At 58.7% G+C, this 14,298-nt stretch carries 18 protein-coding genes; 9 read left to right on the top strand and 9 right to left on the bottom strand.

Annotation, left to right across the window (positions count from 1 at the left end; translation table 11 throughout):
• The 3 genes from ERD80_RS17930 to anmK form a co-directional block, all read right to left on the bottom strand.
• The coding region (locus ERD80_RS17930) for a pyridoxal 5'-phosphate synthase (RefSeq protein ID WP_136547914.1) at positions 1–317 on the bottom strand (317 nt) is incomplete at its 3' end.
• A 20-nt stretch (positions 318–337) separates the two neighbouring features.
• Positions 338–667, bottom strand: a complete 330-nt coding sequence (locus tag ERD80_RS17935; RefSeq protein ID WP_021506202.1) for an MliC family protein — start codon at positions 665–667, stop codon at positions 338–340.
• Positions 668–676: 9 nt separating this feature from the next.
• Positions 677–1,798, bottom strand: a complete 1,122-nt coding sequence (gene anmK / locus ERD80_RS17940; RefSeq protein ID WP_136547916.1) for an anhydro-N-acetylmuramic acid kinase — start codon at positions 1,796–1,798, stop codon at positions 677–679.
• Positions 1,799–2,083: 285 nt separating this feature from the next.
• Between anmK and slyB the strand changes: the two genes are divergently transcribed.
• Positions 2,084–2,551: an outer membrane lipoprotein SlyB gene (gene slyB, locus ERD80_RS17945; RefSeq protein WP_021506204.1), complete on the top strand. Its 468-nt coding sequence runs from the start codon at positions 2,084–2,086 to the stop codon at positions 2,549–2,551.
• Positions 2,552–2,592: 41 nt separating this feature from the next.
• Here the strand turns inward: slyB and slyA are convergent, their stop codons facing one another.
• Positions 2,593–3,030, bottom strand: a complete 438-nt coding sequence (gene slyA, locus ERD80_RS17950; protein WP_010618966.1) for a transcriptional regulator SlyA — start codon at positions 3,028–3,030, stop codon at positions 2,593–2,595.
• A gap of 150 nt (positions 3,031–3,180) precedes the next feature.
• Between slyA and ERD80_RS17955 the strand changes: the two genes are divergently transcribed.
• The 3 genes from ERD80_RS17955 to ERD80_RS17965 are packed head-to-tail and all read left to right on the top strand — an operon-like array spanning position 3,181 to position 6,289.
• Positions 3,181–3,417 (top strand): DUF1656 domain-containing protein, encoded by a 237-nt coding sequence (locus ERD80_RS17955; protein ID WP_021506205.1) that lies wholly within the window; start codon positions 3,181–3,183, stop codon positions 3,415–3,417.
• 6 nt (positions 3,418–3,423) lie between these two features.
• The gene (locus ERD80_RS17960) at positions 3,424–4,281 is read left to right on the top strand and encodes an HlyD family secretion protein (RefSeq protein WP_136547918.1); all 858 of its coding nucleotides are present in this window, start codon (positions 3,424–3,426) and stop codon (positions 4,279–4,281) included.
• Between the two features lie 7 nt (positions 4,282–4,288).
• Positions 4,289–6,289, top strand: coding sequence for an FUSC family protein (locus tag ERD80_RS17965; protein WP_136547919.1), 2,001 nt, complete (start codon positions 4,289–4,291; stop codon positions 6,287–6,289).
• On the opposite strand, the gene ERD80_RS17970 is transcribed toward ERD80_RS17965, so the two are convergent.
• The 4 genes from ERD80_RS17970 to ERD80_RS17985 form a co-directional block, all read right to left on the bottom strand.
• Positions 6,290–6,757, bottom strand: a complete 468-nt coding sequence (locus tag ERD80_RS17970) for a hypothetical protein (RefSeq protein WP_136547921.1) — start codon at positions 6,755–6,757, stop codon at positions 6,290–6,292.
• Positions 6,758–6,885: 128 nt separating this feature from the next.
• Positions 6,886–7,404: a superoxide dismutase family protein gene (sodC, locus tag ERD80_RS17975; protein ID WP_136547923.1), complete on the bottom strand. Its 519-nt coding sequence runs from the start codon at positions 7,402–7,404 to the stop codon at positions 6,886–6,888.
• A gap of 81 nt (positions 7,405–7,485) precedes the next feature.
• A complete protein-coding gene (locus ERD80_RS17980; RefSeq protein ID WP_136547925.1) occupies positions 7,486–8,382 on the bottom strand; it encodes an aldo/keto reductase family oxidoreductase in 897 nt (298 codons plus the stop codon).
• Between the two features lie 65 nt (positions 8,383–8,447).
• Positions 8,448–8,687, bottom strand: coding sequence for a DUF1289 domain-containing protein (locus tag ERD80_RS17985; protein WP_021506211.1), 240 nt, complete (start codon positions 8,685–8,687; stop codon positions 8,448–8,450).
• Between the two features lie 220 nt (positions 8,688–8,907).
• Here ERD80_RS17985 and eptA point away from each other — a divergent pair, with 220 nt between their 5' ends.
• The 5 genes from eptA to rnt all read left to right on the top strand — a co-directional run bounded on the left by eptA (position 8,908) and on the right by rnt (position 13,614).
• On the top strand, positions 8,908–10,545 hold the full coding sequence (gene eptA, locus ERD80_RS17990; RefSeq protein ID WP_136547926.1) for a phosphoethanolamine transferase EptA: 1,638 nt from the start codon (positions 8,908–8,910) through the stop codon (positions 10,543–10,545).
• A gap of 39 nt (positions 10,546–10,584) precedes the next feature.
• On the top strand, positions 10,585–11,181 hold the full coding sequence (locus ERD80_RS17995; RefSeq protein WP_136547928.1) for a TetR/AcrR family transcriptional regulator: 597 nt from the start codon (positions 10,585–10,587) through the stop codon (positions 11,179–11,181).
• Between the two features lie 49 nt (positions 11,182–11,230).
• On the top strand, positions 11,231–12,328 hold the full coding sequence (locus ERD80_RS18000) for an alkene reductase (RefSeq protein ID WP_136547930.1): 1,098 nt from the start codon (positions 11,231–11,233) through the stop codon (positions 12,326–12,328).
• A gap of 101 nt (positions 12,329–12,429) precedes the next feature.
• Positions 12,430–12,837 (top strand): lactoylglutathione lyase, encoded by a 408-nt coding sequence (gloA, locus tag ERD80_RS18005; RefSeq protein ID WP_021314698.1) that lies wholly within the window; start codon positions 12,430–12,432, stop codon positions 12,835–12,837.
• 108 nt (positions 12,838–12,945) lie between these two features.
• Entirely contained in the window at positions 12,946–13,614 is a 669-nt protein-coding gene (gene rnt / locus ERD80_RS18010; RefSeq protein WP_021506216.1) for a ribonuclease T, read from the top strand.
• Positions 13,615–13,667: 53 nt separating this feature from the next.
• On the opposite strand, the gene ERD80_RS18015 is transcribed toward rnt, so the two are convergent.
• Positions 13,668–14,000: a Grx4 family monothiol glutaredoxin gene (locus ERD80_RS18015; protein ID WP_021506217.1), complete on the bottom strand. Its 333-nt coding sequence runs from the start codon at positions 13,998–14,000 to the stop codon at positions 13,668–13,670.
• Positions 14,001–14,298 lie beyond the last annotated feature (298 nt).

Genomic DNA, 14,298 nt, shown 5'->3' on the forward strand with positions numbered 1-14,298 from the left:
TGCCAGGGAAAATGCAGGGAAATACGCGGATTGTCCGCCAGCTGCAGCGCTTTACGGCTGCCGAGGTTGGTGTAAAACACCATGCCCTGCTCATCGTAGTGTTTAAGCAGGACGATGCGCTGATAGGGCTGGCCGCTGCTGTCCACCGTCGCCACCGTCATGGCGGTGGGATCGGGCAGCTGCGCGGCGCACGCCTGCTGCAGCCACTGCTCAAACAGCGCCAGAGGAGTATCTGGCAAATCTTTGCGCCGCAGCCCGCCGCGCGTGTACTCCCGACGCAGGTGGGCAATGTGTTGCAAGCTGTCACTGTCGCTCATGCTGGTATCCCGGTTCTCTCTTACTGTGCGGAGGCATCCGCGTTCTGCAGTTCACAATCATTAATCACGATTTTATCGTTGCGTTCAACAAAGGCGCCATTGCCTTTTGACCAGAAAACGTAGGTCCCATCGCTGTAGCGCGCGCCGGAGGCAGACACCGTCTGGGTCAGCGTGAGTGGTTTGCCGTCCAGAATAAAGCTTACCTGCTGCTTCGCGTTGTCCAGAGTGACCGTCAGCGGCAGCGTGCCACACTGGTAATGTAACGTCTCTGGCGCGGGTGCGGGTTTATGCCAGATACCACAGCCGCTGAGTAAGGTCAGGGTGCCGGCCAGCACGATCATCTTCTTCATGTTTGCTCCTTAACGTATTGCGTGGGGATTGGCGGGATAGATGGCACCCAGCACGCTCATTTCGCGCGCGCCGGTTACCGCCGGCAGATTGCCCGGCAGCCCGGACAGGGTGCGGAACGCCAGCCAGGCAAAGGCCAGCGCCTCCATATCATCACCGCTGATACCGGCCTGATCGGTGGTGCCCACCTCAGTGCCAGACAGATGCGCGGCCAGCCGCGCAATCAGCAGCGGATTGCGACTGCCGCCGCCGCACACCAGCAGACGATCGCAGCCATCGTTGAGCTGTACCTGATGGGCGATGGTCAGCGCGGTCAGCTCGCACAGCGTTGCCTGCACATCCTGCGGGGCCAGCGCCGGGAAGCGCTGCAGCTGCTGTTCCACCCAGCCCAGGTTGAAGTATTCCCGACCGGTGCTTTTGGGTGGCGGCAGCGCAAACCACGGATCGCCGAGCATCTGCTCCAGCAGCGCGGGCACGACCTGGCCACTGCGCGCCCAGCCGGCATCTTTATCAAACGGCAGGCCTTTGTGGCGCCAGATCCACGCATCGATCAGCATATTGCCTGGCCCGGTATCAAAGCCGCGCACCGGCTGACCGGGGATCAGCAGCGACAGATTGGCGATGCCGCCAATATTCAGCACCATGCGCCGTTCAACGCTGTCCATCAGCAACGCCTGGTGAAAAGCCGGTACCAGCGGTGCGCCCTGGCCGCCCAGCGCCATGTCACGGCGGCGAAAATCGCCCACCACCGTGACGCCGGTCGCAGCAGCAATCTGGTTATTGTCGCCAATTTGCAGCGTATTCGGTGCCGCCGACTGCGGTTCGTGCCACACCGTCTGGCCGTGGCAGCCAATTGCCATGATATCGCTGGCCTCCAGCGCCTGCTGCTGCATCAGCGTCAGTACGGCTTCCGCAAACAGCTGGCCGAGCCGGGTATCAAGCTGACCGAGCTGCGACAGCGTCAGCGTCTGTCCCTGACAAATTTCCAGCACCTGCTGACGCAGCGCCAGCGGGATGGGATGGCAGTAGCTGGCCTGTTGCGCCACCATATGCTGGTCGATCGCGGCCAGCACGACGTCTACGCCGTCCAGGCTGGTGCCGGACATCACGCCGATATAGCGTCCTGATTTCATAGCGCTTCCTTACCCGTTTGCGGGCCTGCAATGCATCTGTGTTTAGCCTGGCAAATTACCGGGGCTAATTCTATGATAAATTTCCGCTTTTCAACTGCGCTGCGACACGCATTCCGGCAGCAAACTATTTTCATCCGGCAATTGAATTTTTGTTGATGGGCGGTGGTCTATGCTTCGGCCCAGCCGCATATTGTTCGGACATCGCGTCAATTGACCATTTTCTGACTTATACTGTTGCAGTACAGGACGAGAATATGGCGTTTTTTTGCATTAAGGAGCTTTCTCATGATTAAGCGTTTCGTAGCCGTAGCCCTGGCGGGTATCACGCTGGCTGGCTGTGTTAATAACGATACCCTTTCCGGCGATGTTTACAGCGCCAGCGAAGCCAAGCAGGTTCAAAGCGTCTCATACGGTACGCTGGTATCCGTGCGTCCGGTAAAAATTCAGGGCGGCGATGACAGTAATGTGATCGGTGCCATTGGCGGTGCGGTGCTGGGTGGTTTCCTCGGTAACACCATTGGCGGCGGCGCGGGGCGCAGTCTGGCAACGGCCGGCGGTGCGGTACTGGGCGGCGTAGCCGGTCAGGGCGTGCAGGGTGCGCTCAACAAATCTGACGGCGTAGAGCTGGAGATCCGTAAGGATGACGGCAATACCATTATGGTGGTGCAGAAGCAGTCCGCCAGCCGTTACTCAGTCGGCCAGCGCGTGGTGATGGCCTCCAACGGCAGCCAGGTCACCGTCTCTCCGCGCTAAGCGCACAGATAAAAAAAACCGACGCCAGTGCGTCGGTTTTTTTATTTCTCGCGGTTCTGCAACTCGAGAATGTTTTTTTCCAGCCGGGCAATCAGCGTCACCATCTGATTGATCTCTTCGAGACTGATGCCGGAGAGGATGTCGTCACGCGTCGCGTCGATCACGTTTTCGACCTGCTCAATGATCGGCTCAGCCTGACGGGTCAGCTTGATGCGCTTGGCGCGGCGATCGTTAGCGCAGGTGGCGCGGGTGATGAGCCCCTTCTCTTCCAGCTGATCCAGCGTACGCACCAGCGACGGCTGCTCAATACCGATGGCTTTCGCCAGCTGAATCTGCGACTGCTCTGGCGGGAGTTGATGAATATTGTGCAACGTCACCCAGTGGGTTTGTGTCAACTCAAGCGGCTTCAGACGCTGGTCGATCAACGCGCGCCAGATGCGCACCAGGCGAGACAGATCTGTTCCAAGCGGCGTATCCATTTCATCTCCTTATAATTAGCTTGCTAGCTATCAAGCCAGATTTTACACTATTCTGCGAGTTTACAGGACAAATTACAAATCCCGGGCCAGACGGCACGCCCGCTGTCTACACTTGATTTAACCGTGCCCGGGTAAAAAGGATGATGCCACGTGTCAATCTTCGCGCTCACCGCGACGGCGCCGCTGACCGATCTGGTGTTTGGTGCCTCACTGTTCTTCCCGCCGCTGTTCAAAGCGGTGCTGCTGGGCTTCTTTTTCTGGCTGCTGATTCATCCGCTGCTGCGCGGCTGGATCTACTCCGGCGATGTCTGGCACCCCACCTTAATGGATCTCTCACTGTTTGTTCTGTGCGTGAGCGGCGCACTGTGGATACTGAGCCTCGGATAAATCACCATGAAATTCAACCCCTTTAAGTACTTTTCTACCCTTGTGGTGTTTACCCTGGCGCTGCTCGCAGGCTGGTGGATGTGGAACTACTACATGCAGGCCCCGTGGACGCGCGATGGCAAAGTGCGCGCTGAACTGGTGGACGTGACGCCCGAGGTTTCCGGCCGCATCAGCACGCTGGCCGTGCGCGACAATCAGTTCGTGCATAAAGGCGAGGTGCTGCTGACGCTGGATCCGGTGCCGTGGCAGATTGCGCTGGACAATGCGCAGGCCCAGCTGGCGAAGGCGCAGGCCGACCTCGCCAAAGCGCAGCATGAGGCGGATCGCCGTGCCAGCCTGCCGCGTAACGTGATCTCCGCTGAGGATATGGACGCGGCGCGCCTCAACGCGAATGCGGCGGCCGCCACAGCGAAAGCCGCACAGGCGATGCTCGATCAGGCGCGCTGGAACCTGCAGCAAACCACAGTGACGGCACCGACCGACGGCTGGGTCAGTAACCTGACGCTGCGTGCCGGCAATTACGCGACGGCCGGTACGCCACTGTTCGCGCTGATCGACAGCCACTCTTACTATGTGATGGGCTATTTCGAAGAGACCAAACTGCGTCATATCCGGCCCGGCGCGGCGGCGCAAATCGTGCTGTATAGTAACGGCGCACGACTGCAGGGCCAGGTGGAGAGCATCGGGCGGGCCATTTACGATCAAAGCATCGCCAGCGACGGCGGTCTGGTGCCCGATATCAAACCCAACGTGCCCTGGGTCAGGCTGGCGCAGCGCGTCCCGGTGCGTATCCGGCTAAACGCGGTACCGGATAATGTGCCGCTGGTGGCCGGTACCACCTGCACCATCTCTGTCGCGCACTGAGGCCGGTATGAATCTGCAGTGGCTGGCCTGGCACAATCTGCCGTGGATAAAGGCAACCGGCGGCGAGTGGCGCTATGCGTTACGTAACGCAATCGCGATGTGTCTTGCGCTCACCCTGGCGTATGCGCTGCAGCTGGATCAGCCTTACTGGGCCATGACGTCCGCCGCGGTGGTGAGTTTTCCCACCGTCGGCGGCGCCATCAGCAAAAGCCTGGGCCGCATCGTCGGCAGCCTGCTCGGTGCCAGCGCCGCGCTGCTGATTGCCGGCCATACGCTCAACGAACCGTGGCTGTTTGCCTTTTTCATGGCCGGCTGGCTGGCGCTCTGCACCTGGGTCGCCAGCCATTTTCAAAACAATGTGGCCTACGCCTTTTCACTGGCCGGTTACACCGCCGCGATTATCGCCTTCAGCAGCGTTAACGTTAGCGACGTTAGCCAGCTGTGGGACATCACCCAGGCGCGCGTGTGCGAAGTGATCGTCGGGATTCTCTGCGCCGGGCTGATGATGATGATCCTGCCCAGCACCTCGGACGGCAGCGCACTGATGCTATCGCTGCGCCAGATGCACACCCGCCTGCTTGACCACGCGGTGCTGCTGTTGCAGCAGAGCAGCACAGAAAATGTGCGCACCGCCCACGAAACGGTGATCAGCCAGATCCTTACCATGAATTTGCTGCGCATTCAGGCCTTCTGGAGCCACTATCGCTTCCGCCGGCAAAATAACGTGCTTAACTACGTGTTGCATCAGCAGCTGCGCCTGACCAGCGTGCTCTCCAGCCTGCGGCGCATGCTGCTTAACTGGCCCGACGCGCCGCAGGCGCTGTACAGCGCAATGCAACAGCTGCTGCACGAACTGGCGCAGCCGCAGTGTGATAAATACCGGCTGGCGCAGATTCTGCGCAGCATCACACCGGACGTGCACGGTGATTTCCGCCAGCGTGCTTTTGTCCAGCGGCTGCGCTACTTCTGCTGGGTGTGGCTGAATGTGGAGCGCTGGATTCGCCTGATCGAGCGCGCCGACGCTGACACCCGTTTCCAGCCACCGTACGCGCCGGCACTGGCACGTGCCAGCGACAGTGCCGAAGCTGGCTGGAGTGCGCTGCGCACCTTTAGCGTGATCATGCTGGGCTGCGCGTTCTGGATCGGGACCCAGTGGGACGCTGGCGCCGCCGCGCTGACGCTTACCGCTATTGCCTGCGTGCTCTACTCGTCATCGCCTTCGCCCGGCGGCAGCGTGTCGCTGCTGCTGAAGACGCTGCTGTGGCTGTCGCTGTTCAGTTTTGTGCTGCAGTTTGGTCTGATGGTGCAAATCAGCGCGCTGTGGCAGTTTTTGCTGCTGCTGTTCCCGCTGCTGCTGACGCTGCAACTGTTTAAGCTGCAACAGAAGCAACGCGCCGCGCTGTGGGGCCAGTTTATTGTGTTTATGGGATCGTTTATCGCGGTAAGTAATCCGCCAGACTGGGATTTCCAGAGCTTCCTTAACGATAACCTGGCAAAAGTGTGTGGCGTCCTGCTGGCGTGGCTGGCGTTTCAGGTGTTACAGCCGGGTTCTGATGCGCGCCGCAGCCGACGCCATATCCGGTCGCTGCGCCACGCTTTTCTCGATCAGCTACGTCGCCAGCCGCGCCTGAGTGAAAGCCGGTTTGAATCGCAGATTTATCATCACATCAGCCAGCTGAGCCACAGCCGTGATGAGCAGGCGCGCCTGTGGCTGCTGCGCTGGGGCGTGGTGCTGCTGAACTGTTCGCACATTGTCTGGCAGCTGCGCGCCTGGCAACCCCGCTCACCGGCGCTGGCGCAGCTGCGCGACAGCAGTCTGCAGGACTTGCAGCGCATTATGAGTTTGCGCGGTGTGCGTCACGACTCGCTGCAGACCGCGCTGGATACGCTGCAGCATGCCATTGATCAGCTTCAGGGGCAGCCGGAGAGCGACGCGAACACCCTGGCGGGTATTTTGTGGCGCCTGCGCTGTTCGCTGGCGCAGCTGCGTCAGGCGGTGCCGGATTGATCATTCACAGTACTGGGTAAACTGCCGATCAAAGTCATCGTGCAGCTGCTGCAGGGTCTTCTGCCCTTCAAAGCGGGTTTTATCCTGCTCAGACATCGGTTCGATCACCAGCGCTTTCTCGTCCGACGAGTAGATAAAGCGCCGTGCCAGCGTGCTGCCGGTAAAACTGGTGCCCTGAATGCCGCCACACACCACGGTGATGCTGTGACGGCGGATTTCGGTATGGATGAAATTGGTTTCGGTGGCGCTGCGCAGGACGTTCTGACAGCCTTTGGCTTGCAGCCGCTGCAGGGTATGCTGCGTCAGCCATTCGCGGCCGCGGGCAATATTTTCACAACTGGCGCGCAGCGGATTGGTATCTATATCTCGCTGCAGCTGACGGCTGGCCTCCAGTCGCAGCTGGGTATCATTCGGGCGATCGCAGCCCACCAGCGCTAAACACAACAGCAAAATCCCACGCGTTTTCATGCCTGCCCCTGAGCGGTTCCGTTCCTGAATCAACATCATAGGATGGAATGTTGCTGCTGAGTAGCAGGAAAATGGGTCAGAATTTTTCTGCGCGGCGGCGGCGGGTCAGGCCCGTCGCCGCCCGGTAGTCAGATCACGCCGCAGGCCAGACGTGCCCCGCCACCGCCAAGCGGTTGCGGATGGTCAGCATGGTTATCGCCGCCGACGTGCACCATCAACGCTTTGCCTTTGATCTCGCTCAGCGATTTCAGGCGGGGCGCCACCACGGTATAGCTGGCTTTGCCGTCGTCGGTGACATACAGCGCGGGCAAATCGCCGGGGTGACCGTCAGCGTACGGACCGAGGTGCTTGCCACTGTTGTGCGGATCGAGGTGACCGCCCGCCGCGCCGGCCGCCACGGTTTTGCCGGCGGATTCGCCGGGCTCACAGCTGCCTTTGGCATGGACGTGGAAGCCATGAATGCCAGGTTTCAGCCCGCTCAGCGCCGGCGCGAACTGCAGACCATACGGGGTTTCGCTGATGGTCACCTTACCGATCGACTCACCGATACCCTGCGCCGTCACCTGATGCAGCGTCACGTCTTCTGACGCCGCGTGTGCACCGGCAGCACACGCCAGCGTCAGCACGGCCATAATGGTTTTTTTCATAACGTCTCCTTACGGTTCAGATTCCCTCTAAGCCTGGACCGCTTTTGCCCAGGCTGCCGTAGTTTGACGCAGATTTACGCTTCAGGGCACATCGTAGCCGAGTGCCGCCTTGCGAATACGGAACCACTGCTGACGATCCAGCGTCAGTTCACAGGCTTTCACTGCGTCGCTGACGCGCGCGGTTTTACCGGAACCGATAATCGGCAGCGGACGACTGGGCAGCTTCATTACCCAGGCATACACCACCTGCTCGATATTGCTGGCACCGATCTCCTGACGCACCTGTTCCAGCTCATCGCGCAGCGGCTGGTAGTGCGGATCGTTAAACAGGCGGCCGCCACCGAGGCACGACCACGCCATCGGGCGCATACGCGTCTGCTGGCACTGGTCGAGCGTGCCGTCGAGCAGCGCTGACTGCTCCAGCGGTGAGATTTCCAGCTGGTTGGTAACCAGGCTAAACGGCAGGCGGGATTGCAGCAGCGTGAACTGCGCAGCGGTAAAGTTGGAGACGCCAAAATAACGCACCTTGCCACTCTGGTGCAGCTGCAGGAAGGCTTCAGCGATTTCATCCGCATCCATTAACGGATCCGGACGGTGAATCAACAGCAGATCGAGATAATCGGTGGCAAAGTGGCGCAGGGAATTTTCCGCACTGTGCAGGATGTGGCTGGCTTCGGTGATGTAGTGACCGATTTTATGCTCGGGTTTCGCGCGGGTGGCAATGCCGCACTTGGTGACGATTTGCAACTGCTGGCGCAGCTGCGGTGCCAGGCGCAGCGCTTCGCCGAACGCGGCTTCACAGCGATAGTCGCCATAGATGTCGGCGTGGTCAACGGTGGTGATGCCCAATGACAGATGATGCTCAATAAACTGCACCAGCTGCTGTGGCGTCATGCCCCACTCCATCAGCCGCCAGTAACCGGCGATCAGCGGCGAAAAAGCGGGTCCCTGCGGGGCAATAGGTTGCGGTTGTAACATGGTTAAACTCCCTTCTGCGCAATAGCGAAAGCGCGAGTATAACCAAATGCGTACGCCACGTTTTCTTAAAACAGCTCCGGTTGCTGTGGATCAGGATTTTCATCAACTTTTTGCTGACGCTGCAGGCGCAACAGGCGCTGACGACACAGGCGCAGCACCTCGCGTTTTTGCGCATCGCTGAATTTCATCCAGTTGAAGCGCTCCTCCCGGCTGCGCAGACAGCCACGGCAATAGCCGCGCGCATCGCTCTGGCAGATACCGCGACAGGGGCTCGGAACCGGAAAAAACTCTAATTGCTCAGCCACATCACCTCCGCAATGAACCTATCCACTCTTATTGATAACAGCTTAGTGACATAGTGCAAGGCATAAACCGTTATTACTGGTACTGTACACGGCGACAACCACGCCAGCTTCCGTGACCGTGGCGATAGTCAGGGAATCAATCAGGTAAGGAGACGCGGTTAAGGTTTTCCTCATCTTCAATTCATACGATTGTCATATTCTGTTATTCCGATGAGTCTCCATGAAACTGACCTCTAAGTTACAGTGTCACGACAACAGTTTTAATTTACTGGCCGCGTTGTTCTTTGCCTTTGTCCTCAATGCCCTGTTTTTACTGCGCGCGTGGGAAATTATTCCCTACACCCGCGTGCATGATTACCTGTTCGCCGCCAGCATGCCGGTGGTGCTGGTCGCGGCGTTTTATCTGCTCTTCTCGCTACTGGCCTGGCCGTGGATACGCAAACCGCTGCTGATTGTGCTGATTCTCGCCAGCGCCGCCGCCAACTACTTTATGCACAGCTTTGGTACGGTCATCGACACCAACATGATTGAAAACGTGTTTGAGTCAAATGCGCAGGAAACCGGCGCGCTGATGAGCCGCAACTATGTCATCTGGATGCTGCTGATGGGCATTCTTCCGGTGGCGCTGGTGTGCAGCGTCCGTATCAGCAATCGCCAGCGCTGGTGGTGGAACCTGCTGCAGCGCCTCGCCAGTGCGCTCGGTGCCGTACTGGTGATTCTGCTGATGGCTGTGCTGTTCTACAAAGACTACGCTTCGCTGATCCGCAATAACAAAGGCCTGGTGAAGATGATCACCCCAGCCAATATTGTCAGCGGCACCGGCCATTATGTCGATCAGCGCTATCTGCAGGGCAGCCAGGCGCTGGTGAAGATTGGCGAAGATGCGAAGAAAGGACCGCTAATCACCGCCGGGTCGAAGAAGACGCTGGTGGTGCTGGTGGTGGGCGAAACTGCGCGCGCGGAGAACTTCTCCCTCGGCGGCTATGCGCGCGACACCAACCCACAGCTGAAAAAGCAGCAGGTGATTTATTATCCCAACGCCAGCTCCTGCGGCACAGAAACCGCCATTTCGGTGCCGTGCATGTTCTCGAATATGCCACGCGAGCACTATGACGCGAACCTCGCCCATCATCAGGAAGGCGTGCTGGATGTGCTGGCCCATGCCGGAGTCAGTGTGCTTTGGCGCGAAAACGACGGCGGCTGCAAAGGTGCCTGCGACCGCGTGCCGCATACCGATATGACGCAGTGGCAGCTGCCACAATACTGCCACGATGGCTTCTGCCTCGATGACGTCCTGCTGCATCGTTTTGATAACTATGTCGACAGCCTGCACAATGACGGCATCATCGTATTGCACCAGATGGGCAGCCACGGTCCGGCTTACTTTAAGCGCTATCCGGCCGCGTTCCAGCGCTTTACGCCGACCTGCGACAGCAATCAGATTCAGGATTGCGACCACCAGGCGCTGGTCAACACCTACGATAACTCGCTGCTGTACACCGACGATATGCTGAGTCGCACCATCGATAAGCTGAAGGGTCTGAGCGATCGCTTTAACGTGGCGTTGGTGTACCTGTCCGACCATGGCGAATCGCTGGGCGAACACGGCATGTATCTGCACGGTGCGCCGTACCTGTTTGCGCCGTCGCAGCAGACGCACATCCCGCTGCTGCTGTGGATGTCGCCGGGCTACGCCGCGGCGTATCACATTGATCAGGCCTGTCTGCGCCAGCAGGCGGCAGAGACAGCGGTGTCACAGGATAATCTGTTCCACACGGTGCTCGCCCTGTTCAACATCCAGACGCAGCAGTATCAGCCGCAGCTGGATATGATCAAATCGTGCCAGAATCGCGCCTGAGGATTGCATTAGACCGACTGGTCTAATACTCTGCCTGCCATGAACAAGACAGTGCAACGCAACGAAACCCGTGAACATCTGCTCGCCACCGGCGAGCAGGTCTGCCTGCAGCGCGGTTTCACCGGCATGGGATTGAGCGAAATGCTGGCGCTGGCGGAAGTGCCGAAAGGCTCGTTTTACCACTACTTCCGCTCGAAAGAAGCGTTCGGTGTGGCGCTGCTGGAGCGCTATTTCGTCAACTATCAGCAGCAGGTTGAACAGCAGCTGACCCAGCCCGGCGTTACTGCACGCGAACGCTTATTGCAGCATTTTCGCTACGCGGAACGGCTGTTTATTGAGCAGGGTCACATCGTCGGCTGTCTGGGCGTTAAGCTTTCCGGCGAAGTGTGCGATCTGTCAGAGCCGATGCGCGATGCGCTGCAGCGCGGTGCTACGGCCATCACGGCGGCTTACGCACGCTGTCTGACGGAGGTCGCAGCCGAACAGCCGCTGCCCTATGGGCAAAGCCCGCAGCAGCTGGCGCAACGCTGTTATCTGCTGTGGCTGGGTGCCAGCCTGCAGAGCAAGATTTCACGTGAGCCCGGGCCGATTAGCATGGCGCTCGACACCATCGAACAGTGGCTTAATCACCGCTGATTTTTAAAAACGGCAATTTCTAGACGACCGGTCTATTACAGGAGTCATCATGGCGAGTAAACAGCTGTTCACCCCGCTGAAAGTGGGCGCGATTACCGTACCTAACCGTGTATTTATGGCGCCGCTGACGCGTCTGCGCAGCATTGAACCGGGCGATATTCCTACCCCGCTGATGGCGGAGTATTATCAGCAGCGCGCCAGCGCGGGTCTGATCATTACCGAAGCCACCCAGGTTTCGTTCCAGGCGAAAGGCTACGCCGGTGCGCCGGGTTTACACACCGCGGAGCAGATTGCTGCGTGGAAAATGATTAACGAAGGCATTCACGCCGCGCACGGTCACAGCGCCGTTCAGCTGTGGCACACCGGCCGCATCTCGCATAACAGCGTGCAGCCGGATGGCAAAGCGCCGGTCGCACCGTCCGCGCTCGCCGCTGGCACCCGCACCTCGCTGCGCGCCGCCGACGGCAGCGTGTATCGCGAAGATACCTCCATGCCGCGTGAACTGAGCGTGGCAGAAATTCAGCAGATCGTTAAAGACTTCGGCCAGGCGGCAGCCAATGCGCGCGACGCCGATTTTGATCTGCTGGAACTGCACTCTGCGCACGGCTATCTGATGCATCAGTTCCTCGCACCGGGTTCTAACCAGCGTACCGATGAATACGGCGGTTCGATTGAGAAGCGCGGCCGTTTCGCGCTGGAAGTGGTCGATGCGGCGATTGCTAACTGGTCAGCCGATCGCATCGGTATCCGCATCTCGCCAATCGGCGCCTTCCAGAATCTGGAAAACGGTCCGGATGAAGAAGAAGCGGCACTGTGGTACATCAGCGAACTGGGCAAGCGCGGCCTCGCCTATCTGCACCTGTCTGAGCCTGACTGGGCGGGCGGTAAGCCTTACACCGATGAGTTCCGTCAGAAAGTGCGTGCCGCCTTCCCGGGCGTGATTATCGGTGCCGGTGCCTATACCGTGGAAAAAGCGGACGATCTGATTGCGCGTGGCCTGATTGACGCGGTGGCCTTTGGCCGTGACTTCATCGCCAACCCGGATCTGGTGACGCGCCTGCAGCAGGATGCACCGCTTAACCCGCAGCGTCCGGAGAGCTTCTACGGCGGCGGCGCGGAAGGTTACACCGACTACCCGACACTGTAAGTCAAACGTGGCCGCAGCGGATGTGCGGCCGCGTGCTTTCTTCAGGGCATTCCCTCGCTATACTAAGCGGGTTCCCTGATGACTTTAGAAAAGAGGATGTTATGCGTTTACTTCACACTATGTTACGCGTTGGCGATCTGCAGCGCTCCATCGATTTTTACACCCGCGTGCTGGGCATGCGCGTGCTGCGTCAGAGCGAAAACACCGAATACAAATACACCCTGGCTTTCGTGGGTTACACCGAAGAGAGCGAAGGTGCGGTCATTGAGCTGACCTACAACTGGGGCGTGGATAAATACGACCTCGGCAATGCCTACGGCCACATCGCGCTGGGCGTGGATGATGTCGCGGCGACCTGCGACCGCATCCGTCAGGCGGGCGGTAACGTCACGCGTGAAGCCGGCCCGGTCAAAGGCGGCAGCACCATCATCGCTTTCGTGGAAGATCCGGACGGCTACAAAATCGAGCTGATCGAAAACAAACACGCCGGTCACGGCCTCGGCAACTAATGCCGTTAGTCAGCCTGCTAATTTGCGGGCTGACTTCCCTCTCCTGCTGCACCCTGCGCCGATTTTTGCCATAATGCGCGCTGCCCCATTTCCTGCAATGAGATCCTGATGTCTGAATCGAACGCCTTAAACGCTCTCCATCAACGCTTCCGTGGTTTTTATCCTGTGGTGATTGACGTTGAAACCGCCGGTTTCAATGCGCAAACCGATGCGCTGCTGGAAATCGCCGCCACCACGTTAAAAATGGATGAGGATGGCTGGTTGCACCGCGATGAAACCCTGCATTTCCACGTGGAGCCGTTCGAAGGGGCGATTCTCAATCCCGAAGCGCTGGCGTTTACCGGCATCGACCCCAGCAATCCGCTGCGCGGCGCGGTGAGTGAATATGAGGCGCTGCACGCCATATTCAAAATGGTGCGCAAAGGCACCAAAGACAGCGGCTGTAACCGGGCGATTATCGTGGCGCACAATGCCACCTTTGATCATAATTTTCTGATGGCGGCGGCAGAGCGCACCGGCATGAAGCGTAACCCGTTCCACCCGTTCGCCACCTTTGACACCGCCGCGCTGAGCGGGCTGGTGCTGGGACAAACGGTACTGGCGAAGGCCTGTAAAGCGGCGGGAATAGATTTTGACAGCACTCAGGCGCACTCGGCGCTGTACGATACCGAACAGACCGCCACGCTATTTTGCGAACTGGTGAATCGCTGGAAACGCCTCGGCGGCTGGCCGCTGGCGGTGAGTGAAGAGCCGGCCGAAGACGATGCCTCAGCCTGAGGCCCGTCAGACCGCAGCCAAAAAAAAGGCCGACACTGCTGTCGGCCTTTTTCTTATTCTGCTTCTTTGTGCTTCTCAGCGGTCTCTTTGATCAGCGGTTGCAGTTCGCCGCGCTGGAACATCTCAACGATGATGTCACAGCCGCCGACCAGCTCGCCATCCACCCACAGCTGCGGGAAAGTTGGCCAGTTGGCGTATTTCGGTAACTCAGCGCGGATATCCGGATTTTGCAGAATGTCTACGTACGCAAAGCGCTCACCACAGGCAGACAGCGCCTGTACCGCCTGCGCAGAGAAACCGCAGCTTGGCAGTTTCGGCGAACCTTTCATGTACAGCAGGATCGGGTTTTCTGCGATCTGGCGCTGAATTTTTTCAACAGTACTCATTTTTGCCTTCCTTAATCCTTCACTTCGTGTTTGTTTATTGTAGCGACTTCGCCCCGCGACTGAAAACGGGATTTTGCCTTAGCCGGCGCATATCGCCATGTTTGTTAAGTTCGCGCGCCACGAATAACATTTTCATATCATTAATAAGCATTAATCAATTAATAATTAGCAATAATTCCGCTGGGTTAAACAGCTGAAATCGCTCATTTTTGCCCCACTTTCAGTACCGTGACAGATTAATGGAAAAAGACCTTACCTTTTGCAAAAAAAGTGGATTAGAATTGCCCCGGTGCTGATC

The sequence above is a fragment of the Pantoea sp. R102 genome (genome assembly GCF_004916815.1).
Lineage (GTDB): Bacteria > Pseudomonadota > Gammaproteobacteria > Enterobacterales > Enterobacteriaceae > Pantoea > Pantoea dispersa.